Consider the following 22243-nt stretch of genomic DNA (forward strand, 5'->3'; position numbering starts at 1 on the left):
CGAGAATGGAAAAAAATGCCTAAGAAAGCAGAAACTGTCACCATTGCCTCACTTCATGGCTTCACCCCCTACAAGGAAAAGAAGGGTGAGGAGTTCATGAACGACAATCAGCGCAGCCACTTCAAGCAGATTCTGCTGGCTTGGAAACGCGAGCTGATGGAAGAAGTTGATCGAACCGTATCCCATATGAAGGATGAGGCGGCCAATTTCCCGGATCCTGCCGACCGCGCCACGCAGGAAGAGGAGTTCAGCCTGGAGCTCAGAACCCGCGACCGGGAGCGCAAACTGATCAGGAAAATTGACAGCACCATTGAGCGAATCGAAGCCAACGACTACGGCTTTTGTGATCAGTGTGGTGTTGAGATCGGTATTCGGCGCCTGGAAGCACGCCCCACGGCAAACCTTTGTGTCGACTGTAAAACCCTTGATGAAATAAGGGAAAAGCAACTGACCGGTGGTTGACGCGCCTTGAGGGAAATGGCAATTTGCCACTTTCCTCAGTTGCTATGGCCTCTCCCCGTAATCACCCCGCCTACACAGGGCGCTTTGCGCCTTCTCCCACCGGCCCATTGCATTTTGGTTCACTGGTTACCGCGCTGGCCAGTTATCTTGATGCAAAAGCGCAGGGTGGAACTTGGCTGGTACGTATGGAGGATATTGATCCCCCCCGCCAACTGCCAGGTGCCGAAGATACCATTCTCCGGCAACTAGAAGCCCACAGCCTGCTCTGGGATGGACAGCCCCTCTACCAGAGCCAGCGCAGCGAGGCTTACGTTGCCGCACTGGAAGAACTCAGCCACAGCGGCCTCGCGTATCCCTGCCATTGCAGTCGCCAAGTCCTGCAAGATACCGGCGGCCTGCATCAACGCAGCTGCGTTCCCGGCGACCTCGAGCAACCACACGCTCTCCGACTGTCGGTTCCCAACAACTGTTTTATCGCATTCACCGATCTATTTCAGGGCCGTCAACAACAATGGGTCAAGCAAACCGCTGGCGATTTCGTGCTACTTCGCAAAGATGGCCTGTTTGCCTACCAACTGGCGGTTGTCATAGATGACGCATACCAGGGTATCAGCCACATTATCCGCGGCAGCGATTTACTCGACTCGACCGCGAGGCAGGTCTGTCTGCAGCAACTGTTAACCCTGCCAACTCCCGTGTACGGGCATCTCCCGATCGCTGTCAATGAACAGGGGCACAAACTCAGCAAGCAAAACCTGGCACCGCCGGTGGACAACCGACAGCCTGGCGCCAACCTGCTCGCGGCCATGCACTGGCTGGGTATGCAACCGCCCGCTGACCTGCCGGCCACCAGTCCGGAAGCATTGCTTGAGTGGGGCGTACGCAACTGGCAGCGGACTCAATTACCCCAATTGATACAAATACCGGCGCCGGCACTGTAGAATGAACAACGCCCGCCGCATTGCCTAAATTGTCTGACTGACTCTTATAGAGCATTACCCCCGGGTCGGCAAGCAAACCAGATCGCTTATTGATACAGGTTAGCCATGAACAAGATTCTGATTGTTGAAGACGAAGATATTTTTCGCACTTCACTGAGAAGGCTGCTTGAACATCACCATTTCGAGACCCGTGAAGCAAAAAATATCGAAGACGCGCTCAATCGTTTTGAGCTCACTGACTTTTCAATGATCATCAGCGATCTGAGACTTCCCGGCGCACCGGGCACCGACCTGATTCAGCTGGCCGGCGCAGTACCCGTATTGATCATGACCAGCTACGCCAGCCTGAAATGCGCCGTGGAAACCATGCGCATGGGTGCAGTCGATTATATCCCCAAGCCCTTCGATCATGCGGAGCTGTTGGAAGCTGTGACCCGCATCATGGACAAGCCACGTCCTGTCGGACAGCGCCATGCCCCCGACCTGTCCAATCGCGGCATGATCGGCTCAAGTCCCGCCATGAAAACCGTTTACAATATTATTCAAAAAGTGGCCCGAACCGATGCAACAGTTCTGATCCACGGGGAAACCGGCACCGGCAAAGAACTGGCTGCCAGCGCCATTCACAATGAGAGTCCCCGGGCAAAGAAACAACTCATCTGTGTTAACTGCGCCGCGATCCCGGAAACACTGATTGAAGCGGAATTGTTTGGTCATGAGAAAGGGGCATTCACCGGCGCCACTGAAGCACGCAAAGGTCTTGTCGCAGCTGCCGATGGCGGCACACTGTTCCTGGATGAAGTGGGCGAACTGCCACTGGAAGCCCAGGCAAGACTGCTACGGGTCATACAGGAAAAAGAGGTTCGCGCCATCGGCTCGGTCAAGTCGCGCAAGGTGGATGTCCGTCTCGTCGCAGCGACTCACCGCAACCTGAAAAAACTCTGCGAACAGGGTCGCTTTCGCGAAGACCTGTTTTACCGGATCAACGTGGTTAACCTGAACCTGCCACCATTGCGGGAACGGGGCAAGGATATCCTGGAAATTGCTGATATGTTGCTGGCCAAACAGGGCCAAAAGCTCGACAGGCATCATCTCAAGCTGGCACCGGATGCCATCCAGGCCATCACCATGTATAACTGGCCGGGCAATATCCGTGAACTGGAAAACTCCCTGGAACGGGCCAGTATTCTGTGTGATGAAAATCAGCAGATCAGCCATGACTTGCTGGGCATTGAACTGTCATTGGTAGAGATTGGAGATCAACCAAGCCGTCTCCGTTCGACTCCGGCAAACATCAAGCATATCGACACAGACCCCCCGGAGGGATTGTCGCTCGAGGATTATTTCACCCGCTTTGTACTGGAACACCAGGAAGCCATGAGCGAGACCGAGCTAGCCAGAAAACTGGGTATCAGTCGCAAATGTCTATGGGAACGACGCCAGAAGCTGGGTATTCCCCGTCAAAAAAACGATTAGCCAGCTGTTTCACCAGAACCAACTGTTACCTTATTAACCAGCCCGTCGTGTAGATAGGTAACAAAACTGATGAATTTATGTGCGACACGTCACAAAAAAATACGTAACACTTTGTTTATAAAGGCTTTAATTTTCTGGCACGCTTCATGCTCATCTATAGACACAATAAAAACAGCAACTATTAAAAAAATAAACAATAAAAATAATACAGGATGGATTGCTAGGAGGTTGACAAGGGGGGTAGACCCATCGACCAATAGCCTATGGGATACAGGGGGAAGCTTGAATGCTTCCCCTTTTTTAATGTCCCCCAGAATTGATCTGATCCCAGATCAATATCAGCGTGACTGCCAACAGTCTTTTTGTCATACCCTGTGCTAGAATCGCCAGTTTACGGGTCTACGCCACCACAACATGCTAAAAAAGCTTTCCAAATATTTCAGGAGACACGCTCTCCCAGTTATCAGCGAACCCCATATTGTCCGCTCCGGAGGGCACCCGCTCTCCGCCAGGCAGATTACCAGTGGTGCGAGAAAGGTTGTCGAACAATTGGTCAGCGATGGCTTTCAGGCCTACCTGGTCGGTGGTTGTGTCCGCGACCTGATGCTGGGATTGAGTCCCAAGGATTTCGACGTAGCCACCGATGCCACACCGGAGCAGGTCAACAAACTGTTCCGGCGAGCCCGAATAGTCGGCCGCCGCTTCCAGATTGTGCATGTCCGCATGGGCGCCGAAGTTATCGAGGTAACCACCTTTCGGGCCCATCACACCGAACAGGGCTCAAACACCCGGGATGAATCACACCGATCCGCCAAGGGCCTGCTGCTGAGAGACAACCTCTTCGGCTCTATCAACGAAGATGCCAGTCGTCGTGATTTCACCATGAACGCCCTCTACTATCACCCGCAGGATAATAGCGTTTATGACTACGCCAATGGCCTGGCAGACATAGAGCGACGCATAATCAGGATCATCGGCGACCCAGAGGTACGCTATCGGGAAGATCCGGTCAGGATGCTTCGAGCCATTCGCTTTGCCGGAAAACTCGGTTTCAGTATTGAGGAAAAAAGTGCCGCCGCTATCAGTAAAATGGCACACCTGCTGGCAGATATTCCACCGGCCCGGCTGTTTGATGAAGTCCTCAAGCTACTGATGCACGGTCAGGCCCTGGTCACTTTCCGACTACTCCGGGAATATGATCTGTTTCGTCTACTGTTTCCCGCGACCGAAGACGCCCTGAATGAAGACCCCGGCTGGTATCTTGAGTTTATTGAGCAGGCCCTGACCAATACCGACAAACGCATTCGCTCGGGCAAACGGGTGACACCGGCATTTTTGTTTGCCGCACTGCTCTGGCCGGCGGCCAAACAGGCCAACAAAAAATTTGAGCGCTCCAACATTTCTCCGGTCTACGCCTTGCAACAGGCCACCGCAGACGTGCTGCACAGAGCCTGCCAGCGGGTAGCCATTCCCCGCCGCTTCAGTATGCCAATGCGAGAGATCTGGGAGATGCAATTGCGCCTCCCCCGTCGCAATGGCAGCCAAGCCTTCCGCCTGATGGAAAATAAACGGTTTCGTGCCGGTTATGACTTCCTGTTATTGCGAGAAGATGCCGGCGAACTGGAACCTGGTCTGGGAGTCTGGTGGACCCGCTTTCAGGAAATGGACGAAGATCAGCGACTCAAGATGGTCAGCACTCTGGCCGAGCCGACACCCACCAAAAAACGTCGTCGGCGGCGGCCGCGCCGGTCACCGGCCACAACCCAGCCAGACCATGACTGAAATCACCTATATCGGGCTGGGCAGCAACCTCGACCAACCACTGCAACAACTCCGGGACGCAGTTATCGAACTGGCATCTCTACCGGACACCAGCCTGATAACGACATCCAGCTGGTACCGGAGCGCGCCAATGGGGCCACAGGACCAGCCAGACTTCATCAATGGCGTCGCCAGGCTTCAGACATCACTGCCCCCCCGAAAACTGCTTGAGGCGCTACAAGCCATCGAACAGGCACACCTGCGCAAAAAGGACAGACACTGGGGTCCGCGCACCCTCGATCTGGACATTCTGCTGTATGGCGGGCAGATTATTGACGACACCGACCTGCAGATTCCCCACCCCGGACTCCATCTCAGAAACTTTGTCCTGTTGCCATTGGCGGAGATCACGGAACAGCTGATTTTTCCCGATGGAACTCCACTGGTTTTACACTTGGAAAACTGCCCATCTGACGGTATCGTTCGCCTCTCGTCTGGAGATCCCTGTGGAACAACTGACTAACGATCTGAAGCCCGGGCACGCACACCAGAAGCTGCCAGGGTTTATTGCGGTAGAAGGGCCGATTGGCGTGGGTAAAACCACGCTGGCCAAGCGACTGGCGGGCAGTTTTAACTACGACACACTGCTGGAGGAACCCGAACAAAACCCCTTCCTCGAACGTTTTTACGAAGATCGGCGCTCGGGTGCGCTGCCGGCACAACTTTTCTTCCTGTTCCACCGCGCCCGGCAAATTCAGGAAATGCGACAAGGCGATATCTTCCAGCAGGTTCGAGTGGCAGATTTTCTGATCGACAAAGACCAACTGTTCGCCCAAATCACGCTGGACGACGATGAATTAAAGCTGTATCAGACGGTGTACCAGCAGCTCACCATAGATGCCCCCACACCGGATCTGGTGATTTATCTCCAGGCACCCACCGAAGTATTGCTCGACCGGGTTCAGCGCCGCGGGACCGAAGCAGAGAAATCCATAGACGCAGCCTATCTCCATCAGCTCAACGATGCCTACACCCGTTTTTTTTACTATTACGATGAGGCCCCGCTGTTGATTGTCAACGCAGCAGATATCGATCTCGCCAATAATGAGCTGGACTACCAAAACCTGCTGGCCTATTTGCTGAACATCAAGACCGGACGCCACTACTACAATCCACAAGCCCATTTGTGACAGGACCATCACCCATGAAAACGGTCACCATCAACACCCTCTACAAACTCAAGCAGCAGGGTGACAAATTCCCGGTAATCACCGCTTATGACGCCGCCTTTTCGCGACTGATAGAACAGGTGGGTATTGAAGTTGTGCTGGTAGGCGACTCACTGGGCAACGTTATACAGGGACAGGACAGCACGCTTCCCGTCACCATGGAGCACATGGCCTACCACGTCAGCGCTGTGCGACGGGGTAACAGTAAATCCCTGATTGTTGCGGACCTGCCTTTTATGGCCTACGCGACGGAACAACAGGCGATGGACAATGCCGCACGGATCATGCAGGCCGGCGCCCATGTGGTCAAACTGGAGGGCGGGGCTTGGCTGGCAAGGACAGTCGCTATGCTGACCGAGAGGGGCATCCCGGTATGCGGCCACCTCGGCCTTACGCCCCAGTCCGTCAACAAACTCGGTGGCTATCGCGTTCAGGGCAGAGACGAAGCAGCAGCCGAGCAGATGATTAACGACGCCATAGCGCTGGAAAAAGCCGGCATCGACTTACTGGTGCTGGAGTGCGTGCCCGCCACCCTGGCAAAAACGATTACCGAAGTGCTGGCCGCGCCAGTGATCGGGATCGGTGCAGGTGCAGACACAGACGCCCAGGTGCTAGTGCTCTACGACATGCTCGGCCTGTCACCTCATCAGCTCAGCTTCGCCAAAAACTTTCTCGCAGAAACCGGTGATGTGACGGCCGCACTGAACGCCTACGCCGAGGCTGTGCGCACGGGTCTTTTTCCACAAAGCGAGCAAAGCTTCTAGTCGTTTTCAGCGGTGCAGCCAAAATAGCTGCGCAGCGGCACCCTCCTGCCAGACCGGATATTTTTCCATAACAGAGGTAAACAGAGGGGATTCAAGCCAGTGGTTTAACCAATGCCGCAATCTGGGGTAGGGCGCACTGGAAAACCAGTCAGGATCCACCAGGGAAAACTGCCGCACAAACGGAAAAATGGCTACATCCGCAAAGCCCGGTTGATGACCGAGCAAGAACGGCTGCTGCTGCAAACGGGCCTCCAGCGTCTGTAAAAAAGCCTCTCCTTCGGCACGATAATGCGCCGGGGTTTGCTCAGGGTAACGGTCCGCATACTTATAATGGTCCAGATGAGTTTTGAAAGACCCGTCATTCTCCGCAATCAGCCGGGAGGCTTCCCGGCTTACAGCTGGATTTATCCAATTGTCCGGATCGTGAACAGCCAGAGCCCAGCACATCACATCACAGCTTTCATCCAGCACACGGCCGTCGGGCAGCACCAGCACGGGTACCGTGCCTTTCGGCGAAACCGCCAGCATGCTCGGGGGCTTGTTCTTCAACAAAATTTCCCGCAACTCCACGGGGACACCGGCATAGCAAATGGCCATGCGTGCCCGGATGGCATAGGGACAGCGGCGGAAGGAATACAATACAGGCAACATCAGAACCTACCCGCTAAAAAATAACCGAAGTCAGCGTAGCAAACTTTCCGCACCGGTCGCCAGCAGGCTTTATACTGGCCGCCCAGCTATAAAAACAGGAGTTCAGGCAAAGATGAAACCGCTACTACCCGGGGTCGAAATAGAACCCTCATCACCGGCAAACGCCGCTGTCATTTGGCTACACGGGCTGGGTGCCAACGGCCACGATTTTGAACCCGTGGTACCGGAATTAAAGCTACCCACCACTTTACCGGTCCGCTTTATCTTTCCCCACGCGCCGCAGCTTCCAGTGACCATCAATGGTGGCTTTATGATGCCAGCCTGGTACGACATTCTGGAGATGGAGCTGGATCGCAAGGTGGATCTGACTCAACTGCGACACTCTGCTCTCCAAATCCAGCAGCTCATTGACCGGGAAATCGAACGGGGTATCGACAGCAGGAGGATTGTCGTTGCCGGATTCTCCCAGGGCGGAGCCGTCGGCTTTGAAGCAGCCCTCAGCTACCCCAAACCCCTGGCGGGCTTACTGGCTTTATCCACCTATTTTGCCACCGCAGATTCAATCGACATTCATCCCGCTAACAGGCAACTCCCCGTGCAGATATTCCACGGCAACAGCGACGATGTAGTGCCGGAACAGCTGGGCCGGAAAAGTGTCACCTTTTTGCGCAAACAGGGCTTTACACCCGGCTACCAAACCTTCCCAATGGGACATTCGGTCTGCCTGGGAGAAATTCAGGCAATCTCCGGCTGGTTGCAGCAGGTATTGGCCTAGTCATGGGAATTGTCGCGTTGTGCTTTGTTAGTATGGTCCAATTCCGCATCCCAAATGTGAACGCTTATGAACACTGCTACAAAACCCCAGTATCCGTTTTCCGAAGCTCCCCCGCTGGGGACTTTTAAAGAGATTGCCGACGGCGTCCACTGGCTGCGCATGCCGCTACCCTTCCGGCTCGACCATATCAACCTGTGGCTACTCGAAGAAAGTGATGGCTGGACGATAGTCGATACCGGGCTGGCCACCGAGGACACTACTGAGCTGTGGTTAAAACTCTCGCCGATTGTGTCATCAAAAAAACCGGTAAAACGCCTGATTGCCACCCACATGCACCCGGATCATATCGGACTCGCCGCCTGGCTGTGCCGTCACAGCGGCGCCGAATTCTGGATGTCCCGCAGCGAGTATATGCATTGTCGGATCCTGCTGGCCGACAGTAACCGCGAAGCACCGGAAGAGGCGATCAGCTTCTATCGAGCCGCCGGTTTCAGCGATCAACAACTGCGTTACTATCGCGCCAAATTTGGCTCTTTCGGGAGCATGGTACGCGGGATGCCGGCCACTTATCACCGACTGCAGCACGGCGACAGCTTCATCATCGGGGGACGTCGCTGGCAGCTGGTCATGGGCGAGGGACACTCCCCCGAGCACGCCTGCCTGCACTGCCCCGAACTGGACCTGTTTATCGCCGGCGACCAGCTGCTGCCGACTATTTCCTCCAACGTCAGCGTCTGGCCCATGGAACCGGCCGGCAACCCACTGCAGGCATGGATCGACAGCTGCCACAGGCTCAAGGCCCTGCTACCGGAAAAGACGCTGGTGTTGCCCTCCCACGGCCTGCCCTTCACCGGTGCGCAGCCGAGATTGCAGGCTCTGATCGACGGCCACCAACGGGACCTGGAAAGGGTTATGCAAAACTGCGACGAGCCAAAACGGGTGGTTGATCTGTTTCCGCTGCTTTTCAAGGCACCGATCAGCAACTCGATGCTGGTTCTGGCCACGGGCGAAAGTTACGCCCACCTACATTATCTGATGGCACGGGGGAAAGTCGCCATGCAGACCGACAACACCGGGGTGAACTGGTATCAGCGCGCCTGAACCAGGATCGGAATCAACGCCCGGTCGCCGCAGCGACTACCGCCATCTGCCGGTCATGCCAACCACCCAGCAGCAATTGGGCACTTATCGCACCGAGCAACGCGATAAACATATCCCACTGGGCATCCCAGACATCCCCCTGGGTGCCGAGGAACTCGACAGAACCGTCGCCACCAACCACCGCAGTCAACCACTCCAGCAATTCATAAAAGGCACTGAACGCCAGACAAAAACAGGTCACCAGAAAGAACAGCCAATAGCGCCCCACCACAACCCGGTTGCGCCAGAGGACTTCTCTCGCCAGAATCGCGGGCACGAAGCCCTGGGCAAGATGCCCAAAACGATCATAGTGGTTGCGGGTAAAATCAAACCAGTCTGCCACAAAAAAACCCAATGGCACCCTGGCATAGGTATAGTGGGCACCCACCAGCAAAATGACGGCGTGCAGAAAAATCAGGTAATAACTGAGTCGCGTCAACGGGAAACCCCGTCGGGTGATGTACAGCACCGGCAAGGCCACCAGTACGGGGATCGCCTCAAGCCACCAGGTAGCGCGATCAAACGGCGCGATCCAGGACCAGACCAGCACGGCCAGCAGAACAGCCAGCAACCACAACAGTTCCCGGTTAGCGGCCATTATCCGCCCCAGCGGGGCAACAGGCTCTGTTCAATATTCAGATGATCGAGCAACCTCGCCACCAGAAAATCCACCAGATCATCAATCGTCTGCGGGTTCTGGTAAAAACCCGGCATCGCCGGCATCACGGTAACACCCAACCGGGCCAGTTTCAGCAGATTTTCGAGATGCAATTCTGACAGGGGCGTCTCTCTGGGCACCACAATCAGCTGCTGTTTTTCCTTGATCACCACATCTGCCGCACGCTCGATCAGATTATTGCTGGCGCCACAGGCAATTGCAGAAATAGTGCCGCCACTGGCGGGACAAATCACCATGGAACGGGGTGCAGCAGAGCCAGACGCCACGGGCGAGAACCAGTCGCGGGACGTATTGACAAGAATCTGGTCTGGCTCCGCGTCAAAGTTGAGGGTGAGAAAATCCTCCAGCGCCTCATCCCCGGGCAACGTCAGTTCTGTCTCGGTTTCCACCACAACCCGCGCTGCCTCGGATATCAGAAACTGGATCTGGCAGTTGGCCTGAACCAGACACTCCAGCAGACGCAGGCCATACTGAGCACCGGATGCCCCGGTCATTGCCAGGGTTATCGAACGATCAAATTCGGCCATGGGCACGCTCCTCAAGTGCGGTCACCAACTTGCTGTGCAAGCCGCCAAAACCGCCATTACTCATAATCAGCACATGGGTGCCGTCCACCGTCAACTGTAAAATCCGCCCGACCAACTCATCAATCGTCCCGAGCACTTCAGCGGGAACCGGCCCGGCAGCCACCTCTTCCACCAGCGACCAACTCGCGCTATCCGGCTGGAACCAGAGCACCTGATCGGCATCGGCAGTGGCCACGGCAAGGTGACCGCGATGAATACCCAACTTCATGGTATTTGAGCGCGGCTCAATGACTGCGAGGATTTTTTCGCTGTTCACCCGATGGCGCAAACCGGCCAGGGTCGTCGCGATGGCAGTGGGATGGTGGGCAAAATCGTCGTAGACCGAGACACCATCAATGGTCGCCAGCTTTTCCATACGGCGTTTGACGCCACTGAACTGGCATAGCGCTTCACAGGACACCTCTGGCGTGACACCAACATGATGTGCGGCCGCGATGGCGGCCATGCCGTTGGCAATGTTGTGATCTCCAGTCTGCGTCCACTGGACAACCCCGCGCGGCTTACCCTGATAACTGATCCGGAAAACAGAACCATCCTGTTGTACGGCCTCCACATCCCAACTATCGGGATCACCCAAAGGCTGATACTCCGACCAGTTCCCCATTGCCAGCACCGCCTGCAGGGAGACATCCCTGACCGGGGCGACAATCAGACCATGGCCGGGAATAGTGCGGACAAAATGGTGGAACTGGGTCTGGATGGCAGCCAGGTTAGCAAAAATATCGGCGTGATCAAATTCAAGGTTATTGAGAATGGCCGTGCGCGGACGGTAGTGAACAAACTTAGAACGCTTGTCAAAGAACGCACTGTCGTATTCATCCGCCTCCACCACAAAGAAGGCCGAATGACCCAACCGTGCAGAAACACCGAAATTGTTTGGCACCCCACCGATCAGAAATCCTGGCTGCATACCGGCATATTCCAGAATCCACGCCAGCATACTGGCGGTGGTGGTTTTACCGTGGGTCCCCGCCACCGCCAGCACCCAGCGGTCGCGGAGGCAATAATCCCCCAACCACTGCGGACCGGATGTATAGGGAATGCCGTTATCCAGCACATATTCCACTGCGGGGTTGCCGCGGGACAGTGCATTGCCGATAACCACCAGATCCGGTGCGGGATGAAGCTGAGCGGGGTCGTAGCCTTCCGTCAGGGTAATACCGGCATTTTCCAGCTGGGTGCTCATCGGTGGGTAGACGTTACTGTCGCAGCCGGACACCTCATGCCCCATGGCTTTGGCCAGCTGCGCGAGCGAGCCCATAAATGTGCCGCAAATACCTAGGATATGAATATGCATACTGTCTCGATAGCCTGTCTCTGTTGTAGCACTCCAGCACAAGAATCGACCGGCAAACTCACGGGCGGATTCAATTACCCTGCAAGTCTAGTCGGAGCCGGTGCTGCAACGCCACCATAAAAAATGAAATCCACAACGCTTTCCAGTATGATTCGCCGCTGCTGAAAATTGCGGTCCAACGGGGGAACCCATGCCGAAAAAAAATGCCTTCTATGCACAATCCGGCGGAGTTACAGCGGTCATTAATGCGAGCGCCTGCGGTGTCATTGAAACCGCACGCCGACACAGTGATAAGATCGGCAAGGTCTACGCGGGTCACAATGGTATTATCGGTGCCCTGCGGGAAGACATGATTGATACCAGCAGGGAATCGGATGAAGCCATTGCAGCCCTACGCCATACCCCCTCCGGTGCATTCGGTTCATGCCGCTACAAACTGAAAAGTCTGGAAGAAAACCGCGTGGAGTACGAGCGCCTGATCCAGGTATTCAAAGCTCACAATATCGGCTACTTTTTCTACAATGGCGGTGGCGACTCTGCCGACACCTGCCTGAAAGTCTCCCAGCTCTCGGAAAAAATGGGTTATCCAATCCAGGCCATCCATATCCCGAAAACCGTGGATAACGATCTGCCCTTCACCGACAATTGCCCGGGCTTTGGCTCCGTTGCAAAATACGTGGCAATCTCTACCAAAGAAGCAAGCCTCGATGTCGCGGCAATGTGCGAGTCCTCCACCAAAGTCTTCATCCTGGAAGTAATGGGGCGCCACGCCGGATGGATTGCTGCTGCCAGTGCCATGGCGGCGGAACAGGCAGGCGACCCGCCCCACATTATTCTGTTCCCCGAGATCCCCTTCGCCCAGGAGGAGTTCATTGCCAAAGTCGAACAGACCGTCCAGCAACGGGGCTACTGTGTCATCGTCGCCTCGGAGGGAGTCCAGTACTCCGACGGCACCATGATTGCCGGATCCGTCACCACCGATGCATTCGGGCATCAGCAGTTGGGCGGACTGGCACCCACCCTGGCGAGTATGATCAAGCATGAGCTTGGCTACAAATACCACTGGGCGGTGGCCGACTACCTGCAGCGCTCGGCACGGCATATCGCTTCCGCCACGGATGTAGAACAGGCTTATGCGGTCGGCCAGGCCGCGGTGGAATATGCGCTGGCCGGCAAAAACTCTGTGATGGTCACCATTGAACGGCTGGCCGGGGACAATTACAGCTGGCGACTGGGGGAAGTCGGGCTGGACAAAGTGGCCAATATCGAAAAGAAGATGCCCAGTGATTTTATTTCACGCGACGGTTTCGGCATCACCCAACTGGCAAGGACCTACCTTGCGCCGCTGATTGAAGGCGAGGACTACCCACCCTATCTCAACGGTGTGCCGAACTATGCCAGACTCGCCAAACTTCCAGTGAAGAAAAAGCTCAACACGCCCTTTGATATTTGATTAAATGAGCCCTTCTTCACATTATCTGATCTCATGACTCATTAAAGAGGGAGCTCTCATGATCACCTATTGCCCACTACTCCGCCGCCCCACTGCTTTGCTGATTGCATGCACACTTGCATTGGGTGTCACTACAGCGTCAGCGGGCCAGAAACCCTGCATTGCCATTGCCCCCCCTCAAGCCCAACTGGGACAAGGCGCCAGCGGGCAGGACGTATCCAGCCCGGTACAAAACATGCTGATTTCCTACCTCAGCGGCCCAATGCTTGAGGTGGTCGCCCTGCAGTCCCGGCTGCCAGCCCAGCTAGAAGCTGAGGCCAAGCAGTCCGGGTGCGATTACATACTTACCGCCGACGTGGACTATCAAAAAAAGAAGAGCTGGGGCAAGGCACTTTCCATCGGGGCCGGCGTGATCTCCTCGGCGCTGCCCTACGCCGGTGTGGGTGGAAGCATGGGTAGTTTTGTCGCCGCCACCACCGCGGCCAATGTAGCCAATACTGCCGCCAGCGTACAAATGCAACAGGAATCCATGGAAAAGCTGACGGCGGCTCAGGGGACCATCCGCAAAGGGGATTCCATTGCCCTCAACTACAACTTGAAGAGCATCACCGACGGCAAGAAAATCGCCGGCAATGACTTTAACACCAAGGCTGAACAGGACGGTCAAGACCTGCTGATCCCGATGATTGAACAGACCGCCACCGAAGTGTTCAACAAGGTCACCCAATAAGAGCCACCCAATAACAAACCATGGGCCCCTCTGGGCCCTTCACCGGAAGACGCAATAGCGCTGCCACCTCAAAGGAACAGCGCTGTTTTCTACCCTCCACTTTACCCTTCCAGCATAAAGGTCACCGGGCCGTCATTGCACAGACTCACTTGCATATTGGCGCCAAAAATTCCCGAAGCCACATCCGAATAGAGGTGCTCAGCCCTGCTCAGGAAATAATCGTAAAGCGCCTCTGCCCGCTCTGGCGGCGCGGCATTGCTGAACCCCGGCCGCAACCCCTTGCCGGTATCGGCGGCCAGCGTGAACTGGGAAACAACCATCAGGCCACCGCCCATCTGCTGAAGATTGAGGTTCATCCTGTTCCCATCATCGGGAAAGATACGGTAATTGAGCACCTTGTGAAGTAATCGGGCAGCAGTTTCCTCACTGTCACCGGCCTGAACACCCAGCAACAGCAGGAGACCCGGACCAATTTCACCCACTCTGTCGCCGTTGACCTCGACAGTGGCATAGCTGACACGCTGTATCAGTCCTAACATGATGCCCCCCTACAGAACCTGGTTTGCTGGCGAGCCCGCCAGATAAGATCGCAGATTGTCTGCTGCCAACATGACCAAACGCTGCCTGGCTTCACGAGCCACCCATGCACTGTGGGGTGTGACAATCAGGTTGGGCAGATCGGGATTGAGCAGCGGATTGCCATCGACAGGGGGCTCTTCGGTAAGCACATCCACCCCCGCACCGGCAATCTCCCCAGCTTCCAACGCATCCGCCAGCGCCTGCTCTTCCACCAGACCACCTCTGGCACAGTTAATCAACAATGCCGACCGCTTCATCATAGCCAGCTCGCGCCGACCAATCAGGTGGCGGGTTTTCGCTGTGAGCGGGCAATGCAGACTGACCACATCGGCTTCGCGAAGCAATCTGTCCAGCGGTATTCGCGTGTCGCCGCCGCTCTGTCGCCATGGTAGGGAGGCGATGTCCACCCGCATAGAAAATGCCCGGCCAATTTCGGCTACCCCCTGACCCAGTCGCCCGTATCCGATAATGCCGAGGGTCTTTCCCGCCAGCTCTGAAACCGGGTAGTCCAGCAGACAAAAGGTAGAGCTATTGGCCCAACGCCCATCCAGTGCGGCAATATTGTAATCAGCCAGACGCGTTGTCAGCGCCAGAATCATGGCCCAGGTGTGCTGAACCACCGAACCGGTACCATAGCCAGTCACATTGGTGACCACCACACCACTCGCCCTCGCAGCACTGATGTCCACCACATTGGTGCCGGTGGCCAGTACACCGATATAACGCAGCTCGGGTGTCAGATCCGCCGGCCCGATCAAGACCTTATTGGTCAGCACCACGTCGACACCGGCGATGCGTTCGACAAGCTCTGCCGGCTCGGTATTGCCGTAGACTGCCCACGACAACGGCAGGTCCGTAATCGGTCGCAAATCCACACCCTCTGATCCAAGGCTGTCGGCGTCGAGAATTACCCCTTTCATATTCGCTGCCCGAAAGTTATCTTGCCATCCAACGTCATAACACTGGAGTGTACCCGATGTCCCCGAAACCGCGCATCGTCATCACCTATTGTTCGCGCTGTCAGTGGCTGCTGCGCTCAGCCTGGCTGGCACAGGAGCTGCTGACCACTTTTGCCGATGATCTTGCAGAAGTTGCCCTGAGACCGGCAGAAACCAGCGGCACCTTCGAAATTTTTCTCGATGAGCAGTCGCTCTGGGAGCGCACTCGGGACGGCGGTTTCCCGGAGGCAAAAATACTCAAGCAACGGGTGCGCAACCTGATTGATCCCGATCGCCCGCTGGGCCATACCGACCGGTAAATACTTCACCAACGACTGACGTGCGGCGCGCCAGTTTCTTCTGGCATAATGTGCCGCTTGTGCCTACCCACCAGAAGAATAAGGAACACTCATGTCAGCAAGGTTACTGAGAATTTACCAATCCATCGTTCTTCGACATCCTCTGGCTGTCTTGTTAGCGGTACTATTATTGGCAGTGGGCATGGCTTTCGGGTTGCCGAACTTCAAGTTGGACGCCTCTGCTGACTCCCTAACCCTGGAACACGACACAGACCTGGATTACTACCGAAAAACACTGCAACACTACGGTAGCAGTGACTTTCTGGTTGTCACCTACACCCCCAAAGAAGGGGATCTTTTTGACGATGCATCGCTGGCAACACTGGCGGAAATTCGCGATGAACTGAAGCAAATCGAGGGCGTCGCCAATGTTACCTCCATGCTCGACGTCCCCCTGCTCTACAGCCCCAAGGTCAAGATATCTCAACTCAAGGATGAGCCTCGCACGCTCTTGGACGAAGACACCAACCGAGATATGGCCCGCAAGGAGTTTCTCGAAAGTCCCATCTATCGCAACCTGATCCTCAGCCCGGATGGCCAAACTACGGCGCTGTTGGCCACCATGGAGCTGGACCGGAAATACCTCGACCTGGTTCGCAAACGGGACGCCCTGCGGCTGAAGCGGGATACCGAAGGGCTGACACCAGAGGAAGAAATCGAACTGGAACGGGTGAGCGAAGAATTCCTCAACTACCGTACCGAACGCGCTGCCATTGAGCACCAAAGGGTGGATGAGGTGCGTAAGAAAATGGCGGCCTTCGAGGACCGCGCAGAGCTGTTCCTCGGTGGACCCAGTATGATTACCGCCGACATGATTGACTTTATCAAAAGCGATCTGCGAATTTTTGGCACCGGTATTGTGCTGTTTATTATCCTGACCCTGGCCATCATTTTCCGGCAAATTCGCTGGGTCGTTCTGCCACTGCTGACCTGTCTGCTATCGGTGGAAATCATGCTCGGTTACCTGAGCTGGATTGACTGGCGATTGACCGTGATCTCTTCGAACTTTGTAGCGCTACTGTTGATTATCACCCTCGCGCTGACCATTCATCTGATTGTTCGCTACCGCGAAATCCTGGCCGAATCTCCTGAGCGCAGCCAAATGGAACTGGTCAGTGAAACCGTTAATTACATGGCCCGCCCCTGCCTGTACACCGTGCTCACCACCGTGGTGGCTTTTGTCTCCCTTGTGGTCAGTGACATCCGACCAGTAATCGATTTTGGCTGGATGATGACCATGGGGATTACCCTGGCACTGGCACTGGCATTTCTGGTGATTCCCGCCGGCATGATGCTGCTGGGCAAGGGCCATAACAACGACAGTGGTGACAACTCGGCGGCCTATACCCTGTATTTTTCACGGTTCACCGAAAATCACGGCGGACTGGTTCTGGGCCTGGCCTTGCTGGCTGCAGTGATCAGCGGCTGGGGGATCTCCCAGTTGCAGGTGGAGAACCGGTTTATAGACTATTTCCGCTCTGACACCGAAATTCATCAGGGGCTCTCCGTTATCGATGAAAAGCTGGGGGGCACCACGCCACTGGATATCATTCTGGATGCACCCGACACAGCCACGTCACACGCCAGCGGTGACAATAGTGCCGGTGCGGGTGAAGAAGATCCGTTTGCTGCGGAAGATCCGTTTGCGGCAGAGGACCCCTTCGCTGCAGAAGACCCCTTTGCCGACGATGGCAGCACCGGTAAAGAGACTTCGACCAACAGTTACTGGTTCACAGGGGTCGGGATTCAGAAGCTGAACCAGATACATGATTACCTGGAGTCACTTCCTGAAGTGGGCAAGGTCAACTCTCTCGCAATGATCACCGACGTCGCCGAAGACCTGATGGGCCACCGCCTGAACGATCTGGAACTGGCCTTTCTCCGCAACAGTTTGTCCCGGGACAATGCCGCTTTTCTGGTTGACCCCTACATTGACGACGAACTGAACCAGGCCCGCATTACGCTGCGAATCCGGGAAACCGGCGGCGAACTGAAACGACCGGAACTACTGAAAAATATTCGCCAGTTTGCCGTGGACGAGCTGGGATTGCAGGAGGATCAGGTGCATCTGACCAGCCTGCTGGTACTTTACAACAATATGCTTCAAAGCCTGTTCCGCTCCCAGATTTTGACCCTGGGAGCCGTTTTTATCGGCATCATGGCCATGTTTATTGTGCTGTTCCGCTCACTGTCGATTTCCCTTATTGCTATCTTGCCGAACATGCTTGCCGCCACCGTGGTACTGGGCGGCATGGGGCTTGCCAGAATCCCCCTGGACATGATGACCATTACCATCGCGGCCATCACTGTGGGTATTGGTGTGGATCACGCGATTCACTACATCACCCGTTTCCGGCGGGAATTTGCCGTGGATCGCGACTACATCGCCACCATGCACCGGGCTCATGCCAGCATAGGGCGGGCACTGTTTTACACGGCCATCACCATTATCATTGGTTTCTCCATTCTGGCTCTGTCGAACTTCATCCCTTCCGTCTATTTCGGTCTGCTCACCGGTCTGGCCATGCTGGCAGCGTTGCTCGGATCCATGACCCTGCTGCCAAAACTGATTCTGATCTTCAAGCCTTTCGGCAAGTAACAGGGGCTCTAAAAACCGCAACGGATCATCGTCTGTTGCGGTTTTTGGTCCTGTCAATTGATTCCCTGCTACACTTTTTACACAACAACCTATAAGTACAAACCTGCCGGAGAGCATTCCAACTATGCCGTTTCAACCCTGGGAACTGGTGGCCGGACTGGGTATTTTCCTTTACGGAATGATGGTTCTGGAGCAGGCGTTACGCACACTCGGCACCCGAGCCTTCCGTCACATACTGAGGGATTACACCAATACGCCGGTACGCGGGGTCATGATGGGTATCATCAGCACCGCCTGCCTGCAGAGCAGCTCCATGGTCGGTCTTATCGTGCTGGCCTTTGTGGGGGCGGGCATCCTCACCATGGCCAACGCACTGGGGGTCATTTTCGGCGCCAGTCTGGGAACCACCTTCACCGGATGGATTGTCGCCACCATCGGTTTCAAACTCAGTCTCACAGAATATGCCTTGCCGCTACTGGCAGTGGGGACTCTCGGCACCGTATTTATCAGCACTGAACATCGACGCCACAGTCAGGCCAGATTACTACTCGGACTGGGATTGCTGCTGATGGGACTCGACTTTATGAAAACCAGCATGGGGACGCTGGTCGAGCAGAGTGTTCCGGGGGTATTTGCCGATTACCCGATCCTTTTCTATGCACTGGGGGGTCTGCTATTTACGGCATTGGTTCAGTCCAGCTCAGCCACCATGATGATTGTACTAAGCGCTATTCACGCCGGGATTATGCCACTCACTACCGCGGCAGCCATCATGGCAGGTGCAAATCTGGGCACCACCGTCACGGTTGTTATGGGGAGCTTGAAAGGTTCCCCGGACAAACACCGGGTGGCGCTGGCCCACTTTATCTTCCACCTGCTGTCCAGCCTGATCGGGCTGGCGCTCTTGTACCCGATCCTGCAGCTGATTACCGACACCCTGACAGTACAGGACCCCATGTACGCCGTGGTGTTGTTCCACTCCCTGTTTAACCTGTTTGCGATTATCCTGTTCCTGCCCTTCATCTCACCATTCGCCCGCTGGCTGCAAAACCGCTTTGCCGACGAAGATGGCAGTGGTTGTCAATTCATCACCAAGGTTCCGGCCAGCGTCAGCGATGCCGCCAGTGAGGCCATACACCAGGAAGTGATCCGGCTGTTTTACCGGGTCATCATCCTCAATCTTCGGGTTCTGAAAATACGTCCGCAAGAACTGCTACAGGAATACGAGGGCTATCGGGTATATCGTGATATCAGCCTCAAAAATCCCAGCTACGATGACCAGTACGCGGATATCAAACACACCGAACAGCAAATCCTGCACTACGCCAACCGGGTCTTGCAGGAAAAGGCCAGTAGCGATGAAGCACAGATTGTTTCCGGGCTGCTGCACGCGGCCAGGGATATGGTATTCAGTGCCAAAAGCTTCAAGGACATACGACTCAACATCGTGGAGTTGCGGATGCAGTCCGACGATGAGGAAATGATAGAAACCATCCGTCACGATACCCGTGTCATTTACCGGCACCTGCTCAACCTGCTGGAAAAAACCGACCCCATATTGATTGCCGAAAAGCGCGAGCAACTGGACACTGAAATCAATTTGTCTCACGACCGCCTCCATCAAATGATTACCCGCTACAGCGACGGCGATGGTATTGGTGTCCCTCTCTCGACACTACTCAATGTCAACCGGGAAATGCTGGTATCCAACCAGATGCTGGCAACGGCCCTTAGGGATCTGGTCGAGGCCAGGTAGCCACCAGGATCCCATTTGGCGATTTGTCACTCATGCCCCGTTTGCCACCCCGCAAGCAACTGACTATAGTCGTGAGCGAACTTCTGAAGACGGAGAACATGACGGATGAAAACACGAGCAGCGGTCGCTTTTGGCGCAGGAAAACCCCTAGAAGTGGTTGAGGTTGACCTGCAGGGACCGAAAGCCGGGGAAGTGCTGGTGGAGATCAAAGCCACCGGCGTTTGTCACACCGATGCATTCACCCTCTCCGGCGATGACCCGGAAGGCGCTTTCCCGACCATTCTCGGTCACGAGGGTGCCGGAGTCGTGGTAGAGGTGGGCGCCGGGGTTAAAAACCTCAAGCCCGGCGATCACGTCATCCCCCTCTACACCCCGGAATGCCGGGAATGCGATTTCTGCCTCAACCCGAAAACCAATCTCTGTCAGGCTATCCGCAGCACTCAGGGCCAGGGGTTAATGCCCGACGGCACCAGCCGGTTTTCCCTCGACGGACAACCCCTGTTGCACTACATGGGCTGCTCCACCTTTGCCAACTTTACCGTGCTGCCGGAGATCGCTCTGGCGAAGGTCCGAGAGGACGCGCCCTTCGAAAAGATCTGCTACATCGGCTGCGGGGTTACCACCGGCATCGGCGCGGTGGCCTTCACCATGAAAGTAGAGCCGGGCTCCACCGTCGCCGTATTTGGTCTCGGCGGTATCGGTCTCAATGTCATCCAGGGTGCCCGAATGGTCGGCGCTACCCGGATCATCGGCATCGACCTGAATCCCGCCAAGGCTGCGCTGGCAAAACAGTTCGGCATGACCGATTTCGTCAATCCGTCAGAGGTGGACGATGTGGTTGGGCACCTGGTGGAAATTACCGGCGGCGGGGTGGACTACAGCTTTGAGTGCATTGGCAATGTCAATGTCATGCGCCAGGCACTGGAGTGCTGCCACAAAGGTTGGGGGGAAAGCTGTATCGTCGGTGTCGCCGGGGCCGGCAAGGAAATTGCCACGCGCCCGTTTCAGTTGGTCACCGGGCGTTCCTGGCGCGGCACTGCTTTCGGCGGAGCGCGGGGGCGCACCGATGTCCCGCGAATTGTCGACTGGTACATGGATGGCAAAATTGACATCGACTCGCTGATCACCCACACCATGCCGCTGGACGACATCAACCGGGCTTTCGACCTGATGCACGCCGGCGAGAGCATTCGCTCGGTGATACGCTACTAGAAAGAGGCCCGACCATGGAACAAATCGACACCCATCGCTGTTTTGACGGCCAGCAGCTCCGCTTCCGGCACCGGGCGGATTCGCTCGACTGTGACATGACATTCTCCATCTACCTGCCACCCCAGGCGGATCAGCGGGCTGTACCGGCACTGTACTGGCTATCCGGCCTAACCTGCACGGATGAAAATTTTGTCATCAAAGCGGGGGCGCAGCGCTATGCGGCAGAATACGGTATCGCGCTGATAGCACCGGACACCAGCCCCCGTGGTGAAGGGGTGCCCGATGACCCGACAGGGGCCTATGATTTTGGTCTGGGCGCCGGATTTTATCTCAACGCCACCCGGCAGCCCTGGGACAAACACTACCGTATGTACGACTATGTCGTGGAAGAGTTGCCTCGTCTTATCAACAACCACTTTCCAGTTGATAATGAAAAAATCGCCATCTCCGGCCACTCCATGGGTGGCCACGGCGCTCTATCCATCGCCCTGAAAAACCCCCAACGCTATCGCTCAGCCTCGGCATTTGCACCGGTCTGCTCCCCCATGCGCTGCCCCTGGGGCGAAAAGGCCCTCGGCAATTACTTGGGGAACGACCGGGATGACTGGCGACAGTACGACAGCTGCGAACTGATCAGGCAGGCAGCACATCACCTGCCCATACTGGTCGATCAGGGTAAAGCGGATGATTTTCTCGATTCACAACTGAAACCCCACCTGCTGGCCGATGCGGCGCAACAGGCCGGATATCCGCTGGATGTTCGCTATCAACAGGGTTACGACCACAGCTATTTTTTTATCAGTTCCTTTATCGGCGATCACCTCCGTTTTCACGCCCGGTATCTCTAACGTCACA

At 55.8% G+C, this 22243-nt stretch carries 22 protein-coding genes; 16 read left to right on the forward strand and 6 right to left on the reverse strand.

The genetic code is table 11. The annotated features are described in order from the left end of the window. Window positions 1-15: 15 nt before the first annotated feature. The 7 genes from dksA to panB all read left to right on the forward strand — a co-directional run bounded on the left by dksA (window position 16) and on the right by panB (window position 6633). Window positions 16-462 carry an RNA polymerase-binding protein DksA gene (dksA, locus tag U740_RS00805; protein WP_036860952.1) on the forward strand — a complete coding sequence of 149 codons (447 nt, stop codon included), beginning with the start codon at window positions 16-18 and terminating at the stop codon, window positions 460-462. A gap of 23 nt (window positions 463-485) precedes the next feature. Then, a complete protein-coding gene (gluQRS, locus tag U740_RS00810) occupies window positions 486-1403 on the forward strand; it encodes a tRNA glutamyl-Q(34) synthetase GluQRS (RefSeq protein ID WP_235189792.1) in 918 nt (305 codons plus the stop codon). Between the two features lie 105 nt (window positions 1404-1508). After that, window positions 1509-2879 (forward strand): sigma-54-dependent transcriptional regulator, encoded by a 1371-nt coding sequence (locus tag U740_RS00815; protein ID WP_036858471.1) that lies wholly within the window; start codon window positions 1509-1511, stop codon window positions 2877-2879. A 414-nt stretch (window positions 2880-3293) separates the two neighbouring features. Beyond that, a complete protein-coding gene (gene pcnB, locus U740_RS00820) occupies window positions 3294-4661 on the forward strand; it encodes a polynucleotide adenylyltransferase PcnB (RefSeq protein ID WP_036858472.1) in 1368 nt (455 codons plus the stop codon). Beyond that, a complete protein-coding gene (gene folK / locus U740_RS00825; RefSeq protein ID WP_036858473.1) occupies window positions 4654-5163 on the forward strand; it encodes a 2-amino-4-hydroxy-6-hydroxymethyldihydropteridine diphosphokinase in 510 nt (169 codons plus the stop codon). The genes pcnB and folK overlap by 8 nt, the downstream gene beginning before the upstream one ends. Continuing rightward, entirely contained in the window at window positions 5147-5830 is a 684-nt protein-coding gene (locus U740_RS00830) for a deoxynucleoside kinase (protein WP_235189793.1), read from the forward strand. Before folK ends, U740_RS00830 begins: the two co-directional genes overlap by 17 nt. Before the next feature lie 14 nt (window positions 5831-5844). After that, window positions 5845-6633 carry a 3-methyl-2-oxobutanoate hydroxymethyltransferase gene (gene panB, locus U740_RS00835; RefSeq protein WP_036858474.1) on the forward strand — a complete coding sequence of 263 codons (789 nt, stop codon included), beginning with the start codon at window positions 5845-5847 and terminating at the stop codon, window positions 6631-6633. Window positions 6634-6639: 6 nt separating this feature from the next. Here the strand turns inward: panB and U740_RS00840 are convergent, their stop codons facing one another. After that, window positions 6640-7284 carry a glutathione S-transferase gene (locus tag U740_RS00840; RefSeq protein ID WP_036858475.1) on the reverse strand — a complete coding sequence of 215 codons (645 nt, stop codon included), beginning with the start codon at window positions 7282-7284 and terminating at the stop codon, window positions 6640-6642. A gap of 112 nt (window positions 7285-7396) precedes the next feature. Here U740_RS00840 and U740_RS00845 point away from each other — a divergent pair, with 112 nt between their 5' ends. Together U740_RS00845 and U740_RS00850 are read left to right on the forward strand one after the other, a co-directional pair. Then, window positions 7397-8059 (forward strand): alpha/beta hydrolase, encoded by a 663-nt coding sequence (locus U740_RS00845; protein ID WP_036858476.1) that lies wholly within the window; start codon window positions 7397-7399, stop codon window positions 8057-8059. A gap of 66 nt (window positions 8060-8125) precedes the next feature. Then, complete coding sequence (locus tag U740_RS00850; protein ID WP_036858477.1) at window positions 8126-9160, forward strand: MBL fold metallo-hydrolase; 1035 nt, start codon at window positions 8126-8128, stop codon at window positions 9158-9160. Between the two features lie 13 nt (window positions 9161-9173). Here the strand turns inward: U740_RS00850 and U740_RS00855 are convergent, their stop codons facing one another. The 3 genes from U740_RS00855 to mpl are packed head-to-tail and all read right to left on the reverse strand — an operon-like array spanning window position 9174 to window position 11762. Then, complete coding sequence (locus tag U740_RS00855; protein ID WP_036858478.1) at window positions 9174-9797, reverse strand: DUF2238 domain-containing protein; 624 nt, start codon at window positions 9795-9797, stop codon at window positions 9174-9176. Next, window positions 9797-10405: a flavin prenyltransferase UbiX gene (locus U740_RS00860; RefSeq protein ID WP_036858479.1), complete on the reverse strand. Its 609-nt coding sequence runs from the start codon at window positions 10403-10405 to the stop codon at window positions 9797-9799. The genes U740_RS00855 and U740_RS00860 overlap by 1 nt, the downstream gene beginning before the upstream one ends. Further along, window positions 10392-11762, reverse strand: coding sequence for a UDP-N-acetylmuramate:L-alanyl-gamma-D-glutamyl-meso-diaminopimelate ligase (gene mpl, locus U740_RS00865; protein WP_036858480.1), 1371 nt, complete (start codon window positions 11760-11762; stop codon window positions 10392-10394). Before mpl ends, U740_RS00860 begins: the two co-directional genes overlap by 14 nt. A gap of 190 nt (window positions 11763-11952) precedes the next feature. Here mpl and U740_RS00870 point away from each other — a divergent pair, with 190 nt between their 5' ends. Together U740_RS00870 and U740_RS00875 are read left to right on the forward strand one after the other, a co-directional pair. Beyond that, the gene (locus tag U740_RS00870; protein ID WP_036858481.1) at window positions 11953-13215 is read left to right on the forward strand and encodes a 6-phosphofructokinase; all 1263 of its coding nucleotides are present in this window, start codon (window positions 11953-11955) and stop codon (window positions 13213-13215) included. Between the two features lie 58 nt (window positions 13216-13273). Beyond that, a complete protein-coding gene (locus tag U740_RS00875) occupies window positions 13274-13945 on the forward strand; it encodes a hypothetical protein (protein ID WP_036858482.1) in 672 nt (223 codons plus the stop codon). 101 nt (window positions 13946-14046) lie between these two features. Here U740_RS00875 and dtd read toward each other — a convergent pair whose 3' ends face one another. Both dtd and U740_RS00885 read right to left on the reverse strand, forming a co-directional pair. After that, window positions 14047-14484, reverse strand: a complete 438-nt coding sequence (dtd, locus tag U740_RS00880) for a D-aminoacyl-tRNA deacylase (RefSeq protein WP_036858483.1) — start codon at window positions 14482-14484, stop codon at window positions 14047-14049. A gap of 9 nt (window positions 14485-14493) precedes the next feature. Beyond that, window positions 14494-15444: a D-2-hydroxyacid dehydrogenase gene (locus tag U740_RS00885; RefSeq protein WP_036858484.1), complete on the reverse strand. Its 951-nt coding sequence runs from the start codon at window positions 15442-15444 to the stop codon at window positions 14494-14496. Between the two features lie 56 nt (window positions 15445-15500). Here U740_RS00885 and U740_RS00890 point away from each other — a divergent pair, with 56 nt between their 5' ends. The 5 genes from U740_RS00890 to fghA all read left to right on the forward strand — a co-directional run bounded on the left by U740_RS00890 (window position 15501) and on the right by fghA (window position 22236). Beyond that, window positions 15501-15782, forward strand: a complete 282-nt coding sequence (locus U740_RS00890) for an Rdx family protein (protein ID WP_036858485.1) — start codon at window positions 15501-15503, stop codon at window positions 15780-15782. Window positions 15783-15873: 91 nt separating this feature from the next. After that, window positions 15874-18420, forward strand: coding sequence for an efflux RND transporter permease subunit (locus U740_RS00895; protein WP_036858486.1), 2547 nt, complete (start codon window positions 15874-15876; stop codon window positions 18418-18420). Window positions 18421-18544: 124 nt separating this feature from the next. Then, window positions 18545-20176, forward strand: coding sequence for a Na/Pi cotransporter family protein (locus U740_RS00900; RefSeq protein WP_036858487.1), 1632 nt, complete (start codon window positions 18545-18547; stop codon window positions 20174-20176). 105 nt (window positions 20177-20281) lie between these two features. Beyond that, window positions 20282-21388, forward strand: a complete 1107-nt coding sequence (locus U740_RS00905; protein ID WP_036858488.1) for an S-(hydroxymethyl)glutathione dehydrogenase/class III alcohol dehydrogenase — start codon at window positions 20282-20284, stop codon at window positions 21386-21388. A 14-nt stretch (window positions 21389-21402) separates the two neighbouring features. Continuing rightward, window positions 21403-22236, forward strand: a complete 834-nt coding sequence (gene fghA / locus U740_RS00910; protein WP_036858489.1) for an S-formylglutathione hydrolase — start codon at window positions 21403-21405, stop codon at window positions 22234-22236. Window positions 22237-22243 lie beyond the last annotated feature (7 nt).

It is taken from the genome of Porticoccus hydrocarbonoclasticus MCTG13d (genome assembly GCF_000744735.1).
GTDB classification, from domain to species: domain Bacteria; phylum Pseudomonadota; class Gammaproteobacteria; order Pseudomonadales; family Porticoccaceae; genus Porticoccus; species Porticoccus hydrocarbonoclasticus.